Source organism: Lacinutrix sp., assembly GCF_023299985.1.
Classification (GTDB): Bacteria; Bacteroidota; Bacteroidia; order Flavobacteriales; family Flavobacteriaceae; genus Lacinutrix.
On record NZ_JALZVX010000020.1, the window covers coordinates 1 to 20,317 of the forward strand.

Consider the following 20,317-nt stretch of genomic DNA (forward strand, 5'->3'; position numbering starts at 1 on the left):
TGATGCGTTTAGTAAAGGAAGACAAGTAGATTATGTATTAGGCGAATGGGAAGATGAAGAAATTAAACAACTACCCGAACGTTTTGAAAAAGCTGTAGAAATTATAAAATCTTTTGGTTTAGCAGGCATTAGTAATACAATGAATAGTTTTAATGGAAAATAAAAAAGGAAGCTCTTAGAGCTTCCTTTTTTATATTAAATAAGAGTGATTGTTTTAATTTACAATCACTTTTTTTGTTTGTTTATTTATACCATCACTAACTTGTAACAAGTACATTCCAGATTGAATATTTTCTAAGTTAATAACTTCATTAAATGTTGGTGAACCACTATATAGTTTATTAAAAACTGTTCTACCTCTTATATCGAAAACAGATATTGAAATATCGTCATTAGATAAACTATTAAGTTTCACATTAAACGAACCATTATTTGGATTAGGATACACTAAAAACTGAGAAATAGAAGAATTAAATTCATCAACAGAAAGAGTGCCTTGTACACAAAATTCTAATGTAAATTCTGTAATAGTTCCTCCATCGGCACCTCCAAAATCATCATCAACCGAAAGTGTCCAATCACCAGCTGTCATTTGTCCAATTAACGTAGATAAATCACCTTCTGGAATATACGAACCAGTAAAAGGTGATGATCCTGTTGTTATAGCAGTCGTTGCTTCTTGATCAAAGAAAGTATTTGTGTAGTTGTCATCACCATCTGCTCCATTATCTGTTGAGAGTTCAATAGATGTTCCATTTGGACTAATTAAGAAAATATCCAAATCATTGTTCCAGTCATGGTCTATATTTATCTTAACGTTAACATCAGTTATTGGTAAATTTTCTGTGATACTAATAACTGAGGTGTAATTTGCATTAGCTCCAGTTGCAGCAATAATAATTGGAGTATCTATAGCTATAAAAGTATTATTACAAGAAATATTAGCGGTTGTAAAACTATATACTGCAGAAGAATTAGCAGTCGCGCATTGATTTGAAGCTATTACTCTCCAAAAATATTCTGTGTTAGTAGCTAAAGTTGTTGTTGTATATGAAGCTGTTTGTACTGTTGCAGATTCAACAATAGTTGCGAAACCACTATCAGAAGCAACTTCAATTAAATAATCTTGCGCATTTGCATCTGCGTTCCATACCAAATCGCCATTTGATGAAACATCTGTAGCAGCATCTGCTGGTGACAGTAAAGTTACAGCATTCAAAGTTCCACTAAATACATCTAATGTAAGATCTACTGACTTTGATATTGCTCCAGAAGTTCCTTGTAATGTAAAATTATAAGATCCAACAGCTATTCCAGCAGTTCCAGAAATTGTTACTACACCAGTAGTACCATCTGCTGTAGCAGAAATTGGGTTAATTACAGCTGAAGCTCCTGCTGGTAATCCTACTATAGAAAAGTTAGTTGTATCATTAAACCCTAAAAACGTATTATATGTAAAATTATAAACCGCATCTACAGATTGACAAACATTCAATACTGGGTTACTAACAATTACAACAAATTCTGATTCTTGAATTGTAAAATTTGTAGAATTTACTGCGTAAAAAATATTATTATTTCCTTCTACTATAACTCTTGCCATATTAGTATCACCTCCTGTTACTGGAACAGTTATATCATGTGATCCATCATTAGGAACATTTGAAGCTATTGTTAATGGAAATGTTAAGCCACCATCTATAGATAATAGAATATTTACGGTAGGTGTATTAACTGCTCCACCGTTTGTTCCAGCAACATCCCAAGTTACTGTTTCTGTTGATCCTGCATCCCAAGTAACATTTGTAGTTTGAGAAGTTACAGCAAAAGGACCAGTAGTTCCATCAACAGTTACCTGCATTGTATCAAAATCTGTTTGAGGCATTTGTCCAACTCCTCCTACTTCAGAACGGTCTCTAACAACTAAAGCAAAATTTAAATTTCTGCTAACAGTAGAAACTGTTTCCCAAGAGGTATTTGCTACCGTTTCAACAGGATTAGACTCCGTTAATTCTCCATTTAACACTCTGCTTAATATTGGCATGTACCTGTTAGGAGATGTGTTTGGAGGTCGAGATCTCCATAATGGACCATTAGTCAACGTAGGTGTAAAATCATTTCTAGTAGTATATCCATCATCTATTTGTTCCCAGCAATATGTTAAAGCATCACTTCCATCAGAATCAGTTGCAGAACCTCTTAAAATAAATGCTGTTCCTTGAGGAATTGTATAATCTATTCCAGCATTAGAAACTGGAGCGCTGTTAGAAATAGCAGTAGTCACAGCGCAATTATTAGGTGCTGAATCTAAATTATTTAAAATTTGATTTATACTTCCATAATGAAAATACGGATCAGTATGATCTTGAATATCGTTTGGACCAGTAATACCAGCATAACCCATAATTGTAGTTCCACTTCCTGGTTCAAAATTCACATTATTATTATCGGCTGCTGCGTGAGTATGTAAAGCACCCATTTGGTGACCAATTTCATGCGGTACATAATCTATATCAAAAAAATCTGCCATGTAAGGTCCTCCATCGTTATCTACAAAAGAGTGAGCAGAAAACGCACTACCTTTTCCACCTGAACATACACAACCTATACATCCTGCATTACCGTTATTTCCTCCAAAATGCAATAAATGACCAATGTCATAATCTGCCCCACCAACTGTGGCTGTTAAATTAGTTTGTAAGTCACCATTTAAGTTATTTCCATAAGGATCTGTTCCAGAATAAATTAAAGTTAATGCTGGATCATCTGCTGTATCAACTAATAAAAAAGTGATAGCCATATCTACTTCAAAAACCTCATTAGTTCTGTTTAAAGTAGACACCATTGCTGCTAAAGCATCTTGTTGCGCGTCTCCGTTACCTGCATTTCCATCATCTTGAAAAGCAGTATACTGAGATGTTACAGACATAGCCATTCTGAAAGTTCTTAATAATTGGTCATTTGCATCTCTTGAAACCTCACTACCAACTATTCTTTTAGAGATATCTACATCATCTGTTAAACATTCAAATGTATCTGGAGCATTTAACTGAGCTGTTCTGTTATAAATTAAATATTGCCCATTAGAAACTTTAGTTACTGGCTGTATGTATACTGTTTCCTTGCCAGGTTCAGAAATCATCGCATTTAATCCTAATGGAGTCACACTAAATCTTACTCTTGTTCCAGAGTTATCTATTCTTGATCCTAAATATGTTTTAATACCAGGATGTTGTGCTTCATTATCATTTGATGAAAAAATTTGAGTTTCTACAACTCTAAATTGTTGCATTTTACCATCAAAAGAAGGAAAACTAACAATGGTATTAGATTTTCCTTGAGAAACGCTTCTATGAGGCGCGACGCTTAATTCATTTTTTAAATTATTAATATTCAAATCAAAAACACTTGAGTTTTGATTATCCAGATTTTTTAATGAAACACCACCTGTATTCTCATTAAAAGTGGACTTTGTCCAAGTCTTATTTTGTGCAAAAGTCATATTAACTATGCACAGTAAAAAAAACAGCGTTAAGCATTGTGATTTTAATTTCATTTTATTGATTTTATAAATTCGTCGTTAAACTTAACCAATTTCTATTAAAAAACAGAATTAGCATGATTATTTAACAATAAATTTACGTCTTATACTAGTTTATTAACATTACCTTTTATTAAGAAATAAAAAGTAATTTGTAAATAACTTAAAAGTCAATTGATTTTATTCAATTGGCTTTTTTACTTTTGTATTATAATAACTTATCATTGAAAACTAATCTAAAACAATATTCTGTATTAACAATTGGCACCTTTGATGGTGTCCATGTTGGACATCAAAAAATTATACAACGTCTTATAGAAGTTGGAAATAAAAAACAATTAACACCAACAATTCTTACCTTTTTTCCGCATCCACGAATGGTATTGCAAAAAGATGCAGACATAAAACTTATTAATACTTTAAACGAAAAAGAACAAATACTTAAAAAGTTTGGTCTAAAAAATTTAGTAGTTAAAAAATTTACTCAAGATTTTTCTCGCTTAACAGCTCAAGAGTTTGTTGAAACAATTTTGGTGAAGCAATTAAAAGCAAAACATATTATTATAGGTTACGATCATCATTTTGGCAGAAATAGAAGTGCGAATATAGACGACTTAAAAACATATGGTGAACATTATAATTTTGAAGTTGAAGAAATAACTTCTCAGGACATTAATGATGTAGCAGTAAGTTCTACAAAAATTAGAACGGCTTTACTTAATGGAAACATAACAACTGCAAACAGCTATTTAGGTTACCCTTTTGTTATTTCTGGTATTGTAGAAACAGGTAAAGGTTTAGGGAAAACTATTAATTTTCCAACTGCAAATATTGCTATTAGCGAACACTATAAATTAATACCAAAACAAGGTGTTTATGTTATTAAATCTACTATTAACAAAGAAACAGTTTATGGCATGATGAATATTGGCACTAACCCAACTGTTAATGGCACCTCACAAACCATAGAAGTTCATTTTTTTAATTTTGATACTTTATTATATGGCGAGCTTATAACTGTTGAACTTCTAGAGAGATTGCGTGAAGAGGAGAAATTTGAATCGGTTAATATGCTAAAAAAGCAATTACTAAAAGACAAAAAAAATGCATTAGACTTTATAAATAATTATGCTTAATAAATTTCTTTTCAAACAAATAGATAATAGTGGCTTAATAGTTTTTAGGATTATTTTTGGTTTTTTATGTTTTGCCGAGTCTGTTGGTGCTATTTTTACTGGTTGGATAACAAGAACACTTGTAGAACCGAAATTTACTTTCACCTTTTTGGGTTTCGAGTGGCTACAACCATTGCCAGGAAACTGGATGTATTTTTATTATGTGGTTATGGGTGGTTTTGGCTTACTTATTATGCTAGGTTATAAATATAGAGTAAGTGCTTTTATGTTTTTTATAATGTGGTGTTCTGTATATTTTATGCAAAAATCGTCTTATAACAACCACTACTATTTATTAGTTTTACTAAGTGGAATAATGGTTGTTTTACCTGCACATAAATACGCTTCTATAGACGCTAAACAGAATCCAAAAATAAAAAGCATATCAATGCCTGCTTGGTGCAAATGGATATTTGTAATCCAACTTTTTATTCTTTACACTTATGCGTCTAAAGCAAAAATGTATCCAGATTGGTTAGACCTAAGTGTACCAACTGCACTTATGCAAAGCAAAATTAATTATCCCTTTGTTGGCACGTTTTTACAAAACAGTTTTATGCCCTACTTAGTTGGTTATGGAGGTATTTTGTTTGATGGTTTAATAATTCCTTTACTACTATTTAAACCTACTAGAAAATACGCTTTTTTTGCTTCTATTTTCTTTCATTTATTTAACTCGTTTATATTTCAAGTTGGTGTATTTCCATATTTATCTTTAGCTTTTGCTTTATTCTTTTTTACTCCAGAAACTATTAGAAATATATTTTTAAAAGGAAAAGAGCTCTACTCTAAAGCAGAAATAATTGTACCCAATTACAAACCTATATTAGTAATACTTGGAAGTATTTATTTTATAATCCAGATTATACTCCCAATTAGACATCATTTTATTGAGGATAATGTTTTATGGACCGAAGAAGGCCACAGGCTCTCTTGGCGAATGATGTTACGCTCTAAAACTAATTACACCACTTTTAAAGTAGTTAACATAAAAACAAAAGCAATAACTACTGTAAACTTAAATACTTATCTTACTAAAAAGCAAATGCGTTTGGTAGGTTCCAAACCCGACGGTATTTGGCAATTTGCTCAATATTTAAAGAAAGAATATAAAGAAAAAGGTGAAGATATTCAGGTTTTTGTAAACGCCAAAGTAAGTGTAAATGGAAAGCCACATAGACAGCTAATTAACCAAAAAGTAGATCTTGCAAACGTACAATGGAACTACTTTACACACAATGATTGGATTTTACCATCAAAATTAGAAAACTAAACTGTTTTTTTGCACACAAAATCTTACTACTTTTACCACTTAATAATTTATAGTTACGATTTCGCGTTAAGGATTGAAGTGGTATCCTTTTTTGTGAGATCTCAAATAAAATTTGAGACTGCTCCCCAGAAAAAGATATAACGGAAAGCCTGACCTTTAGGTAACGCCCAAAATAAAAATTATGTTACAAGTACAATTTATTAGAGACAACAAAGAAGCTGTAATTGCAGGTTTAGCAAAGCGAAATGTTGATGCTAAAGATTTAGTAGAACAAGTAATTTTGTTAGATGAAGAACGTCGTGCATTACAAACTAAATTAGACAATACTTTAGCAGAATCTAATGCAATGTCTAAAGAAATAGGGAACTTGTATAAATCTGGAAAAGCAACTGAAGCAAACCAGTTGAAAGAAAAAACGAGTGCTTTAAAGGAAGATTCTAAAATTTTATCTGAAGATTTAAGTGCTACTGCAGAAAAACTACAAAATGTATTATACCAACTGCCAAACGTGCCTCACGAATCTGTTCCAGCAGGAAAATCTGAAGAAGATAACGAAGAAATTTTTAGTGAAGGTGATATACCAAAATTATACGATGGCGCACAACCACATTGGGAATTAGCCAAGAAATACGATATTATAGATTTCGAATTAGGGACTAAAATTTCTGGTGCTGGATTTCCTGTTTACAAAGGAAAAGGTGCAAGATTACAACGTGCTTTAATTGCTTATTTTTTAGATAAAAATACTGCTGCTGGTTATACAGAATACCAATTACCGCATTTAGTAAATGAGGCTTCTTGCTATGGCACAGGACAATTACCAGATAAAGAAGGGCAAATGTATCATGACGCTCAAGACGATTTATATTTAATACCAACTGCGGAAGTGCCTGGAACAAATATATTTAGAGATGTGTTATTGAATGAAAATGAATTACCAATTGGCATTACAGGTTACACACCTTGTTTTAGACGCGAAGCAGGAAGTTATGGAGCGCATGTTCGTGGCTTAAATAGATTGCACCAATTTGATAAAGTTGAAATTATACGTGTTGAGCATCCAGATAATTCTTATAAAGCATTTGAAGGTATGATAGCGCATGTAAAAGACATTTTACGCGAACTTAAATTACCATATAGAATTTTAAAATTATGTGGTGGTGATACTGGTTTTCCAGCTGCTATAACTTACGATTTTGAAGTGTTTTCTACTGCACAAGACCGTTGGTTAGAGGTTTCTAGTGTTTCTAATTTTGAAACATATCAAGCAAACCGCTTAAAACTACGTTTTAAAAATAGTAATGGCAAAAACGAACTAGCACACACTCTTAATGGAAGCTCTCTAGCTTTACCTAGAATTTTAGCAGGTATTTTAGAAAACTATCAAACTATTAATGGAATAGAAATACCAGAAGCTTTAGTGCCTTATACTAGTTTTTCACTAATAAGTTAATAAGTTATATTCTTACAAAAAAAGCATTAAAACTCTTTAAATACCGTTATAGTGATAAATAAACACGTTATTTAATGAATATTTAAGTTTTAACTTTTTTATTTTAAATATTTGTTACACTTTTATCAACTTAAAATTATAAAAGTTTTTTATGTAGTAAAACAGATAAAAAGCCACTGTAATAATAAACAAATTGATTTTACATTATAAAGACTCCCAGTCGAGTAATTGAATCATTTTAAATATAATGATTAATAGCACATTTATTTAGATTGGCTAATGCCTGATTAAGTTCAGGCATTTTTTTATGCATTTTTGTATATTTACACAAATACATTCTATGAGATTACTTTTTATTATATGCTTTTTATTTAGCCTCAATACATTTTCGCAAGACGACATTGTAGCACGCGAGTATTTTAAAAATGGTGAATTTGAGAAGGCTTTAATATCTTACCAAAAGCTATATTCTAAAAACATAAAAAACAGAAACTATTTAAGCCAATTAGTAAAAACACACCAACAATTAGAGCAATATAAAGAAGCAGAAAATATACTGTTAAAATATTTAAACCTTGTAGATTATCCTCCAGCAATTATAGACTTAGGTTACAATTACAAACTACAAAACGATACTTTAAACGCTAATATTAATTACCAGAAAGCTTTAAATTCAATAGATATAAACCCAAACTATGGTAGTTTAGTTGGTCGTGCATTCGAGAATTATTCTCTTTTAGACCAAGCCATTAAATCATATGAAAAGGCAATGGCAGCTAGACCAGAATTAAACTTCAACATGCAATTAGCTCGTATCTACGGAGAGCAAGGTAATATTGAAAAAATGTTTAATAGCTACATTAACTTTTCTGAAATTAATGACACCTTCATAAACACTATAAAAAGAGAATTTAGCTCTTTTATAAGCGAGAATAAAGAGAACGAAAACAATGTTATTTTAAGAAAAATTTTATTAAAAAAAATTCAAACAGCTCCAAATTTACAATGGAACGATATGTTGAGTTGGCTATTTATTCAACAAAAAGATTACAAAAAAGCATTTACACAAGAAAAGGCTATTTACAAAAGGCAAATGGAGACTTTAGATCGTGTAGAAGAATTAGCAGATATTGCCTACACACAAAAACAACCTGAAGTTGCTAAAGAAATATTTCAGTTTATAATAGATAATACCCAAGACATAGATATTAAAATTAATGCACATTATAATCTTCTAAAAATAGAAAGCGAAAAAGCAACACAAAAAGACTACAAAACTATAAATAAAAATTATTTAAGCTTATTCGAAACCTATGGAAAAACAGTTAGAACTATAGATCTACAAATTGCTTATGGGCACTTTTTAGCTTTTTATCTTGAACAAACTAACGAAGCCATTGTGTTTTTAAAAGACAGCTTAAATCTTGGTATTGGTAATTACCAATTGGCACGAATTAAAATGGAATTAGGAGATATTCTGGTTTTAGAAGAAAAATTTAACGAAGCCTTAATTTACTACACACAAATACAACGTGCTTTAAAAAACAGCACCATTTCTCAAGAGGCCCGTTTTAAGGTTGCAAAAACTAGTTATTATAAAGGCGATTTTAAATGGGCAGAATCTCAACTTAAAATTCTAAAAGCCTCTACCTCACAATTAACAGCTAATGATGCTTTAGATTTAAAACTATTAATTGGAGATAATAAAGCTGAAGACTCTCTTCAAACAGCATTAAAATTTTATGCAAAAGCCGATTTGTTAGCTTTTCAGAACAAAAAAGAAGAATCTATAGCTCTTTTAAATACCATTTTAAAAGAACATAAAACCGAAGCTATTGTTGCGCAAACACTTTTAAGACAAGCGCAATTGTTTGAAGAAAAAGAGCAATTTGAAAAAGCCAAAGTAAATTACGAACGCATTATTCAAGATTTTAAAGAAGGTATTTTAATTGACGATGCTATTTATGCGCTAGCCGAGATTTATGCTAATAAGTTACAGCAACCCGAAAAAGCAAAAACACTATACGAAAGCATTATTTTTAATCATGCAGATAGTATTTATTTTGTTGAAGCACGAAAGAAATATCGTATGCTTCGAGGTGATGCTATTAATTAAGTAACCATTTGGTAGTCTTCAATTGGCGATTAATTACTAATTAAAATCTTACCTTTGCCATAACAAAATTCAACCTTGAATTTTTAATAATAAATCTTCAATTTTTAGTATGATAATATACAACGTTACAGTAAACATAGACGATAGCGCTCACGACCAATGGCTAAAATGGATTAAAGAGCATATTCCTCAAGTATTAGCAACTGGAAAGTTTAAGGAAGCTAAACTTACCAAGGTTTTAGTAGAAGAAGATATGGGAGGACAAACCTACTCTGTTCAATACAGAGCACATTCTCGCGAGACATTAGATGCTTATTACAAAGAAGACGCAGACCGTTTACGCACAGATGGTGCAAAACTATTTGCAGATAAAATGCTCGCTTTTAGAACAGAACTTGAAATAGTAGATGAGTATTCTGTAGATTTTAAATAAAAAAACACTTTAAGACGTTAGTTTTAAAGTAGCGTAAATAAACTATATAACATTCGAGTAAGCGTATTCACATAAAAAAACTCATGCATTCGTTGCGAAACTAAACTCATGGCAAAAAAATTTCACAATCCACACCAAGTAAAAGCTAAGAAGTTTTTAGGTCAGCATTTTTTAGAAGATGAAACCATAGCAGAACAAATTGCAGACGCTCTCGCTTTAGAAGACTACAGTAAAGTCTTAGAAATTGGTCCAGGAATGGGAGTTTTAACTAAATATTTACTTAAAAAACCAATTACAACTTACGTTATTGAAATAGATAGAGAAAGTGTAGAGTACCTAAAAAACAACTACCTTAATCTTGCACCAAGAGTTATTGAAAAAGATTTTTTAAAGTACGATGTATCCGAAGCTTTTGGAGAAGAACAGTTTGCTATTTGTGGTAATTTCCCATATAATATTTCTACACAAATTGTTTTTAAAACTTTAGAATTAAGGCATCAAATACCAGAATTTTCTGGAATGTTTCAAAAAGAAGTAGCAAAACGTATTTGCTCTAAAAACGGTAGTAAGATTTATGGTATTCTTTCTGTTTTAACACAAGCTTTTTACAATGCAGAGTATTTATTTACTGTTCCTCCTACGGTTTTTAATCCACCACCAAAAGTAGAATCTGGTGTTTTAAAACTCACTCGTAAAGCAGATTTTTCTTTGCCTTGCGACGAAAAACTGTTTTTTAAAGTGGTAAAACAAGCCTTTATGCATCGCAGGAAAACATTACGTAATAGCTTAAAAACATTAGAATTAAGCGATAATTTAAAAGCAAATGCTATCTTTGACAAGCGTCCAGAACAGTTAGATGTTCAAACTTTTATAGATTTAACTGGCTTGATTGAAAATGATGAAAAACAAATAGATTAACGCTAGATATTAGTGGAAGAACAAAACGAAAATATCAAATTCTCAATAAGCGACGCGCTTATTAACAAGGTAGAACAATTAGTAGATTCTCAAAATGACGAAGCCATTTTAGAATTGCTAAATGAATACCATCACGCAGATATTGCCGAAATTCTTGAAGATTTAAGTACCAATCAATCTACTTACATAATAAAGCTTTTAGATAGTGATAAAACATCCGAAATCCTTATGGAAATGGATGAAGATGATCGTGAGAAAATCTTAGCCACACTATCTACAAAAGAAATTGCCGAAGAAATAGAAGAGCTTGATACCGATGATGCAGCAGACATGATTGCAGAGCTTCCAGATTACAGACAAGAAGCTGTAATTGCTCAAATTGAAGATCAAGAACACAAAGCCGAAATACAAGAACTCCTTACTTATGACGAGGACACTGCTGGTGGATTAATGGCCAAAGAATTAGTAAGAGTAAACGAAAATTGGACCGTTACAGAGTGTGTTAAACAAATGCGAGCACAAGCCGAAGAAGTCACCAGAGTCCATTCTATTTATGTGGTAGATGACAAAGAAAAACTTATTGGTCGTTTATCTTTAAAAGACTTATTAATGGCATCTCCTCGTGCACATATTTCTACAGTTTATATCCCAAAAGTAGATTATGTAGATGTTAATGAAGATGTTGAAGATGTTGCAAAAATTATGCAAAAATACGATTTGGAAGCCATTCCTGTAGTCGATGAAAACAAAGTATTATTAGGTAGAATTACTATTGATGATATTGTAGATGTTATAAAAGAAGAAGCCGAAAAAGATTACCAACTTGCAGCAGGTATAACACAAGATGTAGAGGCAGATGATAGTATTTTACAGTTAACAAGAGCACGACTACCTTGGTTATTTTTAGGATTAATTGGAGGAGTTGGAGCTTTTATTATCATGTACTTTTTCGAGAAAGAATTACCAGAAGAAGCTGTAATCTTATTTTTATTCACACCTTTAATCGCTGCCATGGCAGGAAATGTTGGTGTACAATCAAGCGCCATTATTGTGCAAGGTCTAGCTAACGACGACGTAAAAGGCAGTATAAACAATCGTTTAATAAAAGAAATGCTTCTCGCTGCACTTAACGGAATTATACTTTCTATTTTTCTGTTTTTCTTCGTTTTTGCCTGGAAACAAGAATTTAACTTAGCACTTGCCATATCTGTATCGCTCGTTGTAGTTATTATTATCGCAGGCTTAATAGGTACATTTATTCCGCTATTTTTAGACAAAAGAGGCATTGATCCAGCTATTGCAACAGGTCCATTTATAACCACAAGTAACGATATTTTTGGTATAGTAATTTATCTATTAATTAGTAAATCTATTTTAGGTTTTTAAATTTTTAGAGCGTTCCACTACTCCGTTTAAGCTACTTAATGTAAGGCTCTCGCAAAAAGTTTATCTTGAGCGTAGTCTAAAGGCTCTCTCTTCTTGGAGCTTCAACAGTTGCTCCATCCTTAACGTAAAAGATCGTAACTTTAAGCCTAGAAATTACATTTAAGTTATGAAACCAATAAATATAAAAGCAAAACACGAGTTATTTACAAAACAATGGCATCCACATCGTATTGCTACAGTAGATAATATGCAAGTTATTTTAGCCAAAATAAAAGGTGAATTTGTTTGGCATAGTCATGAAGAAGAAGACGAATTATTTCAGGTAATAAAAGGTACTTTACATATGCAATTTAGAGACAGAACAGAAATTGTAAAAGAAGGTGAAATAATTGTAGTTCCAAAAGGAGTAGAACACAATCCATCTACAAAAAATAATGAAGAAGTACATTTACTACTCTTCGAAAAGTTATCTACAGCACATACAGGAAAAATAAAAGCCGAAATGACACAAACTAAATATCCTCAAATATAGTTTCATGAAAATTCTTCATTTAGATACAAATCATCCCTTACTTATCGATCAATTAAAGACATTAGGTTTCGAGAATGACGAGAATTATTCAGATTCAAAAGAAGCTATTCAAAAAATAATACATCAATACGATGGCTTTATAATAAGAAGTCGTTTTAGTATTGATAAAGAATTTATAGATTCAGCTAAAAACTTAAAATTTATTGGTCGTGTTGGTGCTGGATTAGAAAATATAGATTGCGATTATGCTTACAAAAAAGGCATCACTTTAATAGCAGCACCAGAAGGTAATAGAAATGCAGTTGGCGAACATAGTTTAGCTATGCTACTCTCTCTTTTTAATAAACTTAATAAAGCAGACCAAGAAGTTAGAGTCGGGAAATGGCTTCGCGAAGATAATCGTGGACTAGAATTAGATGGTAAAACCGTTGGGCTTATTGGTTATGGAAACATGGGTAAAGCCTTTGCTAAAAAACTAAGTGGTTTTGATGTAGAAGTATTATGTTACGATATTAAAGAAAATGTTGGAAATAAAAATGCTACACAAGTTTCATTACAAGAACTTCAGGAAAAAGCAGATGTATTAAGCTTACATACTCCAGAAACAACTTCAACTGTTGGTATGGTAAATCAGACGTTTATCAATTCGTTTAAAAAATCGTTTTGGTTAATTAATACAGCTCGTGGTAAAAGTGTAGTAACTTCAGATTTAGTATCAGCTTTAGAAAGCGATAAAATTCTAGGTGCAGGATTAGATGTTTTAGAATATGAAAAAGCATCGTTCGAGAACCTTTTTAGTGATGATAATATGCCAGAAGCTTTCAAATACTTAATACAATCGGAAAACGTTTTATTATCACCTCATGTTGCTGGCTGGACTATTGAAAGCAAGGAAAAATTAGCACAGACAATAGTAGATAAAATTAAAACAAAATTTTGCTAACTTTATACTTTAACTAACGTAAAGTAAAATGACATCTAAAGCAGAAACTCCAGAAGACTATATAGCACAACTTCCTGAAGAACGCAAAGTAGCAATAACCAAACTTAACAATCTTATAAAAAAGCATATGCCAAAAGGTTTAGAAGCTGGAATGGCTTATGGTATGTTGGCTTACTACGTTCCAAAATCTATATATCCAAACGGTTACCACTGCAAGCCGTTTCCGCCTTTACCATTTATAAACTTAGCATCCCAAAAAAACTTTATTGCATTGTATCACTCTGGACTTTATGCAAAAAAAGAGTTGCACAATTGGTTTGTTGCAGAGTACCCTAAACATAGTAAATACAAACTTGACATGGGTAAAAGTTGTATACGGTTTAAAAAAATAGAGGATATTCCTTATCCTTTAATCGAAGAGCTTCTTGGTAAAATGACTGTTGAAGAATGGATAGCAATTTACGAGAATACAATTAAATAATAATAAATTTAATAATGTTCAGGAATTCAATTTGTAAGCTCCTGAAATAAATTCAGGATAAAATGAAAAGAAGAGTTACAGGAATAGGCGGTTTGTTTTTTAAAACAAAAGATCCAAAAGCATCTAAAAAGTGGTACAATAAACACTTGGGTTTTAACACAGACGATTATGGCTCTACTTTTTGGTGGAAAGACAAACAAGGAAACGATTGCTCGACGCAATGGTCTCCATTTAAGGACGATACTAAACATTTTGAACCTTCTAAAAAAGAGTTCATGTTTAATTATCGTGTAGAAAATTTACTAGAATTATTAAAGGTTTTAAAAGAGGAAGGTGTTACTGTTGTTGGAGAAATGGAAGAATACGACTATGGGAAATTTGGTTGGATCTTAGATAACGATGGAAATAAGTTAGAACTTTGGGAGCCAATAGATAAAGTTTTTTTGTAGCTAAGTCATTTTTTAGTACTTTTAAAGCATTAACGTTAAACTTAAAATAAAAAATGTCTGACGAAAAAAACTTAAAAGACGGTCTTGACGATATGTTAGGAGACGCAAAAGAAGGTGTAAAAAAAGCTGCCGATAAGGCTAGCGAACTAGCAGATGATGCGAAGGAATCTATTAATGATTTTACTGATGATGCTAAAAAAACTTTCAATAATGTCTCTAGCGATGGTAAAAATGTAGCACTTATTGCTCACATTACTGTAATAGGCTTAATTATAGCTTTTGTAATGAATAACGGCAACAAAACACAAATAGGCTCTTTTTATGTTAGGCAATCATTAGGCCTCTCTTTAGTTGCTATAGCAGCTGGATGGATTCCAATTATTGGATGGCTTATAGCAATTGTAATGTTTGTGTTCTGGATACTAAGTTTAATAGGTGCATTAAGTGGCGAAGAAAAACTTACACCTGTTTTAGGAGAGCATTTTCAAAACTGGTTTAAATCACTATAGAAAATACAGAGAACCTAAACTATAATATGTTTAGGTTTTTTTATTTAAATATTAATCGTAATATTGCAATATCACTTTAAATATAAATAATGGGATTTACAAAAAAACACATTTTTAACACACAGCAAAATCAAATTGCTAATTTTACTAAAATGATTGGACATCCTGCTAGAGTATCTATTATTCAACATATTAGTTTAAACAAAAATTGTAACTGTAATGCTCTTGTAGAGGCTATAGGTTTAGCACAGCCTACAATTTCACAACATCTTTCAGAAATTAAAAAAACAGGTTTGTTAAAACAAACTGTAAAAGGTAAAAACTTATTTTATAGTATTAATCAAAACAAACTAAACGAGTGCAGACGTTTAATAAATGATTTCTTTGTAAAAACTCAAGTTAATTGCTGTAAATAATTAAGACTATGACAACACAAGATTTTTTATCTCTAATCGCAGAGCACCAAGACAAAGCATTACTATTTGAATATGCTCCAAAAAAATATGCTGGTACAAATTATCATATTACAGAAGTTAAACATATTACTGTTGACTCTGTAGATTGTGGTGGCCAAGTAGATGCTTGGAAAGAAACTATAATTCAACTATGGGAAAGCCCGTTAGATATATTAAATACTAAGTATATGTCTGCTTACAAAGCATTGGCGATATTAAAAAAAGTAGGCACAATGAAACCTTATACTTTAGATGCTGAAGTGAAGTTTGAGTATAGTAATTCAACGTTTCACACTGCTCAATTATTTGTTAATGATTTTGTAATACAAGATCAGAATCTAATTATTAAATTAGGTATTGAGAAAACGGCTTGTAAAGCTTTAGATATATGTGGTATTGTTGATGAAGTAAAGGATAAGGTTGAATCATGCTGTACGCCAGATAGTGGTTGTTGTTAAGAATAAATTAAAGAAATAAAATAATGTTCAGGAAATACATCAAGAAGTCCTGAAATAAATTCAATATAAAATGAATAACATATTATTTGAAGAAGTCTCTAGTATAATAAATGCATTAGACATCACAACAATTTCCGAAGACCGAAAAAAAATACTTCATACTTTAATTGATTATATAAAAGCAAAATTAAAAGATAAAAATGCTACGCGCTTGAACTTTATCTGTACACATAATTCTCGCCGAAGTCACTTATCGCAAATTTGGGCGCAAACTATGGCTGCTTTTTATAATATTGAAAATATAACTGCTTATTCGGGAGGCACAGAAGCAACAGCTCTATTTCCTAAAGTATCAGAAACACTAACAAATCAAGGTTTTAAAATTAACACTATTTCTGAAGGTGAAAATCCTATTTATAGCATTAAGTATGCGAGTAATGAGCCTGGTATTATTGCGTTTTCAAAAAAGTATAATGCTATTTTTAATCCTGAATCAGAATTTGCTGCAATACTAACTTGTTCTTCTGCAGACAAAGGATGTCCTGTTGTTTTGGGTTGCGATATTAGAATTCCTATTACATATGAAGATCCTAAAAAATCTGATGGTACACTGCAACAAACAGAAACATATTTAGAGCGTAGTTTACAAATAGCAACAGAAATGAAATATGTTTTTTATAGTTTAAAATAAAACACTTTATTAAAACTTAAAATTATTTTCCAAGATTTCTTTAGTACGTTTTACAACCCATAATCTAAAGGCAAAACATCTCCCATTCTCTGCTTCGCCATAAAACCACCAAATAGTACTTTATCTATTGGTGAGTGGTTGCCATAAGCATCTATATAAAAACGCTTTACTTCACTTTGCATAACAGACTGCTTACCTTTAATTAGAATGTTTAGTTTTTGAGATAGCTCTACACCTGTAATATTTAAACTATCATTTTTAAATGTTTTAATATATGTTGATGGCTTTACTTGATATCTACCTTTAAAAATTTTAAACTTCTCTTTTCTAAGGCTATTATTAACGACAGCACGCATAAAATGAAGTGTAGAGCCTTCAAAAGCTTTTTCTCTATTTTTTAAGGCTCGTTTGTGTTTTTTAGACGCTATGTTCTCAAAAAATGTAGTTCCAGAATATGATACAGAAGCTACCGTTCTAAATACTTTTTCTAAATTTAAACCTGCATTTATATCAATATTATAAGTGACATAAAAATTGTTAATATCGTATTTTACAATATAGTCCAATGCTTCATTTTTAATTATTATTGGTGCTTTTGCAGAGGCAACTAATTGTTTGGTGTCACGTTCAAAATTTAAAACAAGGTCGTCTTCATTAAGAATGGTGCATTTTTTTGCAAATTCTGACTGCCCTAAGAACTCTCTTCTAAATTCTTTAAGTTTTAAATCTCGAGACCATTCGTCTTTACTGACTAAAACTACCTCAGCTAAACTATTTACGTCTTCTTTAAGCTTGAATATTTTTAATGTATTAAAATTTTTAATTTCATTTATTTGCGTTTTAAAACCTACAAAAGAAACCACTAAAGGTGAGTTAATACTTTGTTTTAAAATTATACTAAATTCACCATTAAAATTTGTAGTAGTGCCAATAGAAGTATTATCGAAATAAACTGAAGCTCCAACTATAGGTTCTTTATTTTTTTCATTTAAAACAATACCTTTTAGTTCTTGAGCATTAGTAGTTAAAATCGAGAGAAATATTACGAAAAGTAAAGCTGTATTTTTCATACAAGATGTAATTAGTCTTGAGGAGGAGTCTTTGTAAATTTACCTTCCAATTCTGCTTGAAATTCTTCCATGACTGGACGCACAGTACTTTCTGGTAAATCTGCAATTTTAATATACATTAAGCCATCAACAGCGTTATTAAACAATGGATCTACGTTAAAACCAATAAGTTTACAGTTTTGCTTAATATATTTTTTAAGTAGTACAGGAAGACGCAATGCTCCTGGTTCTATTTCGTCTATTATTTTATCGAATTTATTTAAATCGGCTTCTGTAGCGTCAAAAACAAAATCTTTATCTGCATCTTTAAGCTTTACTTTAAATTCCTTCTTTGGGTGAACGTATTGCGCTACATAAGGATCGTAATAATGAGACTTCATAAATTCAATCATTAACGATTTAGAAAAATTTGAAAACTGGTTGCTAATACTTACGCCACCTATTAAATATTTGTGTTCTGGAAAACGCAAAGTAGTGTGTACAATACCTTTCCAAAGTAAAAATAAAGGCATTGGTTTTTGTTGGTATTCTTTAATAATAAATGCACGACCAAGCTCTAAAGATTGGCTCATCATTTTATGAAGTTCTGGTTCAAATCTAAATAAATCTTGAAGGTAAAACCCATCAATGCCATATTTTTCAAAAATCTTAGCTCCTAATCCCATTCTGTATGCTCCAGCTAATTTATTAGCATCGCAATCCCAAAGAAACATATGGTGATAATAACCATCAAACACATCTAAATCGATAGCCTCATTTGTACCTTCTCCTACTTCTCTAAAGGTGATTTCGCGTAAACGACCTATCTCTCTTAAAATATTAGGAATTTTTTTTGCAGGCGATAAGTATACTTCGTAATTTTTACTTTTTAGGAGTCTATTATCGTCTTCACGAAGAAAATCTACTTCTTTTAATAAAACTTTTGTACTTACTGGAGTAACTATTTTTTTAGGTATTTTAGCTGGTTTTGGTGTTTTTAAAGAGGAAGAAATAGTATCTCTTAAATTCTCTTTTGGTTCGAAAGCATTAGACAACATGTAGGTTTTTTTTCTAACAAATTCTGAAAAACTGCCCAACGTTTTGTGTTCGTTTTGGTCTTTAACAGAAATTGGCCGTCCTATTCTTACCTTTATAATACGTCGCTTTTGTGTTAACAATTCTGAAGGTAATTTTGCAGTTCTAAAAACAGCACTAATTTTTGACAACTTATAAAACAACTTACTGTTTTTAGCATGAAAATATATAGGAACAATAGGCACATTTGCTTTTTGAGCAAGTTTCATAGCTGCTTCTTCCCATGGTTTATCGACCACTAATTTTCCATCTTTATAAGTAGAAACTTCTCCTGCTGGGAATATACCAAGCGGATGACCATTTCTTAAATGGGTAATTGCATTTTTAAAACCTGCAATACTAGATTTTACATCTTTACGATCCTCAAATGGATTGACTGGCATTATATAAGGCTTCATTGGCTCTATACGATGTAAAAGAAAATTAGCTATTATTTTAAAATCGTCTCGTTGTTCAAGCATTAATTTTAATAATAGGATGCCATCAATTCCTCCTAATGGATGATTAGAAACTGTAATATAAGCACCATTCTTTGGCAGTCTTTTTAGGTCTTCTTCGGGAATTTCGAATTTAATTTGAAATTCATTTAAAATAGCATCTAAAAATTCTACTTCGTTTAAATGCTTATTTCTATTGTAAACTCTATTAAGTGCAGAAATTTTTAAAACCTTCATTAACACCCAACCTATAAACGTTCCAAATACGCCGTATTTATCAAGGTTTATAGCTTTTGAAACTTCTTTTGCAGAGACTAAAGACATTGTTAGTTTTTAGGGTTTTGTGTTACAAATGTAAGCAATAGATTATTGAGTTATAATTTGAACAGTTTCTTGAAATAACTGCTTTAATAACACTGTTTTATCTTGTTCTAAATTTTTAATAGAAACTTCGTTGTAATGCCTAATTGTATATAATGATACATTATTATGGCATGTTACTTTAAATTTGACTTTTAGGTGTAACAGTAGTTTTTCTAGATTATTGTAAGTGTTTTCAAAACATACCGAAAAACTAATAGCTGAGTTTTGAATAACATCTACCTTCATTTTATATAATGACAATAAATTAAAAATTTCACTAATATTTTCTTCAACTACATAAGAAAAATCTAAAGTAGATAAAGATATTAATACTTGGTTTTGTTTTAAAATAAAACAAGGCACTTTAGGTTCTATACCTTGAGATTTATTTACAGTTGTTCCAGCATTTTCTGGATTTAGAAACGATTTTACGTGTAATGGAATTTCTTTACGTTGAAGTGGTTGTAACGTTTTTGGGTGTATTACAGAAGCACCATAAAAAGCAAGTTCGATAGCTTCAGTATAAGAAATGGTGTTTAATAATTGTGTATTATTAAAAT

18 protein-coding genes and 2 pseudogenes are annotated in these 20,317 nt (G+C 31.0%); 16 read left to right on the forward strand and 4 right to left on the reverse strand.

The genetic code is table 11. The annotated features are described in order from the left end of the window. Positions 1–163: pseudogene (locus Q0C58_RS01300) on the forward strand (aminoacyl-tRNA hydrolase); the annotation flags it as partial. Between the two features lie 51 nt (positions 164–214). Here Q0C58_RS01300 and Q0C58_RS01305 read toward each other — a convergent pair. Further along, complete coding sequence (locus Q0C58_RS01305) at positions 215–3,556, reverse strand: reprolysin-like metallopeptidase (RefSeq protein WP_290696553.1); 3,342 nt, start codon at positions 3,554–3,556, stop codon at positions 215–217. A 209-nt stretch (positions 3,557–3,765) separates the two neighbouring features. Between Q0C58_RS01305 and Q0C58_RS01310 the strand changes: the two genes are divergently transcribed. From Q0C58_RS01310 to Q0C58_RS01380, 15 genes are all read left to right on the forward strand, one after another. Further along, complete coding sequence (locus Q0C58_RS01310; RefSeq protein WP_290696554.1) at positions 3,766–4,677, forward strand: bifunctional riboflavin kinase/FAD synthetase; 912 nt, start codon at positions 3,766–3,768, stop codon at positions 4,675–4,677. After that, positions 4,670–5,989 (forward strand): HTTM domain-containing protein, encoded by a 1,320-nt coding sequence (locus tag Q0C58_RS01315; RefSeq protein WP_290696556.1) that lies wholly within the window; start codon positions 4,670–4,672, stop codon positions 5,987–5,989. The genes Q0C58_RS01310 and Q0C58_RS01315 overlap by 8 nt, the downstream gene beginning before the upstream one ends. 181 nt (positions 5,990–6,170) lie before the next feature. Next, positions 6,171–7,442, forward strand: coding sequence for a serine--tRNA ligase (serS, locus tag Q0C58_RS01320; protein WP_290696557.1), 1,272 nt, complete (start codon positions 6,171–6,173; stop codon positions 7,440–7,442). Between the two features lie 340 nt (positions 7,443–7,782). Next, a complete protein-coding gene (locus Q0C58_RS01325; protein WP_290696559.1) occupies positions 7,783–9,558 on the forward strand; it encodes a tetratricopeptide repeat protein in 1,776 nt (591 codons plus the stop codon). Between the two features lie 109 nt (positions 9,559–9,667). Beyond that, a complete protein-coding gene (locus Q0C58_RS01330) occupies positions 9,668–9,991 on the forward strand; it encodes a DUF4286 family protein (RefSeq protein ID WP_290696561.1) in 324 nt (107 codons plus the stop codon). Positions 9,992–10,099: 108 nt separating this feature from the next. Next, entirely contained in the window at positions 10,100–10,909 is an 810-nt protein-coding gene (gene rsmA / locus Q0C58_RS01335; RefSeq protein WP_290696563.1) for a 16S rRNA (adenine(1518)-N(6)/adenine(1519)-N(6))-dimethyltransferase RsmA, read from the forward strand. 12 nt (positions 10,910–10,921) lie between these two features. Then, positions 10,922–12,295 (forward strand): magnesium transporter, encoded by a 1,374-nt coding sequence (mgtE, locus tag Q0C58_RS01340; RefSeq protein WP_290696565.1) that lies wholly within the window; start codon positions 10,922–10,924, stop codon positions 12,293–12,295. 166 nt (positions 12,296–12,461) lie between these two features. Then, positions 12,462–12,827 carry a cupin domain-containing protein gene (locus Q0C58_RS01345; RefSeq protein ID WP_290696567.1) on the forward strand — a complete coding sequence of 122 codons (366 nt, stop codon included), beginning with the start codon at positions 12,462–12,464 and terminating at the stop codon, positions 12,825–12,827. Positions 12,828–12,831: 4 nt separating this feature from the next. Beyond that, positions 12,832–13,770: a 2-hydroxyacid dehydrogenase gene (locus Q0C58_RS01350; RefSeq protein WP_290696568.1), complete on the forward strand. Its 939-nt coding sequence runs from the start codon at positions 12,832–12,834 to the stop codon at positions 13,768–13,770. A gap of 28 nt (positions 13,771–13,798) precedes the next feature. Further along, positions 13,799–14,251 (forward strand): DUF1801 domain-containing protein, encoded by a 453-nt coding sequence (locus Q0C58_RS01355; RefSeq protein WP_290696569.1) that lies wholly within the window; start codon positions 13,799–13,801, stop codon positions 14,249–14,251. A gap of 62 nt (positions 14,252–14,313) precedes the next feature. Then, on the forward strand, positions 14,314–14,700 hold the full coding sequence (locus Q0C58_RS01360) for a VOC family protein (protein WP_290696570.1): 387 nt from the start codon (positions 14,314–14,316) through the stop codon (positions 14,698–14,700). Positions 14,701–14,753: 53 nt separating this feature from the next. Beyond that, complete coding sequence (locus tag Q0C58_RS01365) at positions 14,754–15,209, forward strand: YtxH domain-containing protein (protein WP_290696571.1); 456 nt, start codon at positions 14,754–14,756, stop codon at positions 15,207–15,209. A gap of 89 nt (positions 15,210–15,298) precedes the next feature. After that, the gene (locus Q0C58_RS01370; protein ID WP_290696573.1) at positions 15,299–15,625 is read left to right on the forward strand and encodes a metalloregulator ArsR/SmtB family transcription factor; all 327 of its coding nucleotides are present in this window, start codon (positions 15,299–15,301) and stop codon (positions 15,623–15,625) included. 8 nt (positions 15,626–15,633) lie between these two features. After that, a complete protein-coding gene (locus Q0C58_RS01375; protein ID WP_290696574.1) occupies positions 15,634–16,122 on the forward strand; it encodes a DUF6428 family protein in 489 nt (162 codons plus the stop codon). A 70-nt stretch (positions 16,123–16,192) separates the two neighbouring features. Beyond that, positions 16,193–16,813, forward strand: coding sequence for a protein-tyrosine-phosphatase (locus Q0C58_RS01380; protein WP_290696576.1), 621 nt, complete (start codon positions 16,193–16,195; stop codon positions 16,811–16,813). Positions 16,814–16,863: 50 nt separating this feature from the next. On the opposite strand, the gene Q0C58_RS01385 is transcribed toward Q0C58_RS01380, so the two are convergent. From Q0C58_RS01385 to Q0C58_RS01395, 3 genes and pseudogenes are all read right to left on the reverse strand, one after another. Continuing rightward, a complete protein-coding gene (locus Q0C58_RS01385; protein ID WP_290696578.1) occupies positions 16,864–17,883 on the reverse strand; it encodes a carboxypeptidase-like regulatory domain-containing protein in 1,020 nt (339 codons plus the stop codon). An 11-nt stretch (positions 17,884–17,894) separates the two neighbouring features. Next, the gene (locus Q0C58_RS01390) at positions 17,895–19,718 is read right to left on the reverse strand and encodes a lysophospholipid acyltransferase family protein (RefSeq protein ID WP_290696580.1); all 1,824 of its coding nucleotides are present in this window, start codon (positions 19,716–19,718) and stop codon (positions 17,895–17,897) included. A 42-nt stretch (positions 19,719–19,760) separates the two neighbouring features. Continuing rightward, positions 19,761–20,317: pseudogene (locus Q0C58_RS01395) on the reverse strand (aspartate kinase); the annotation flags it as partial.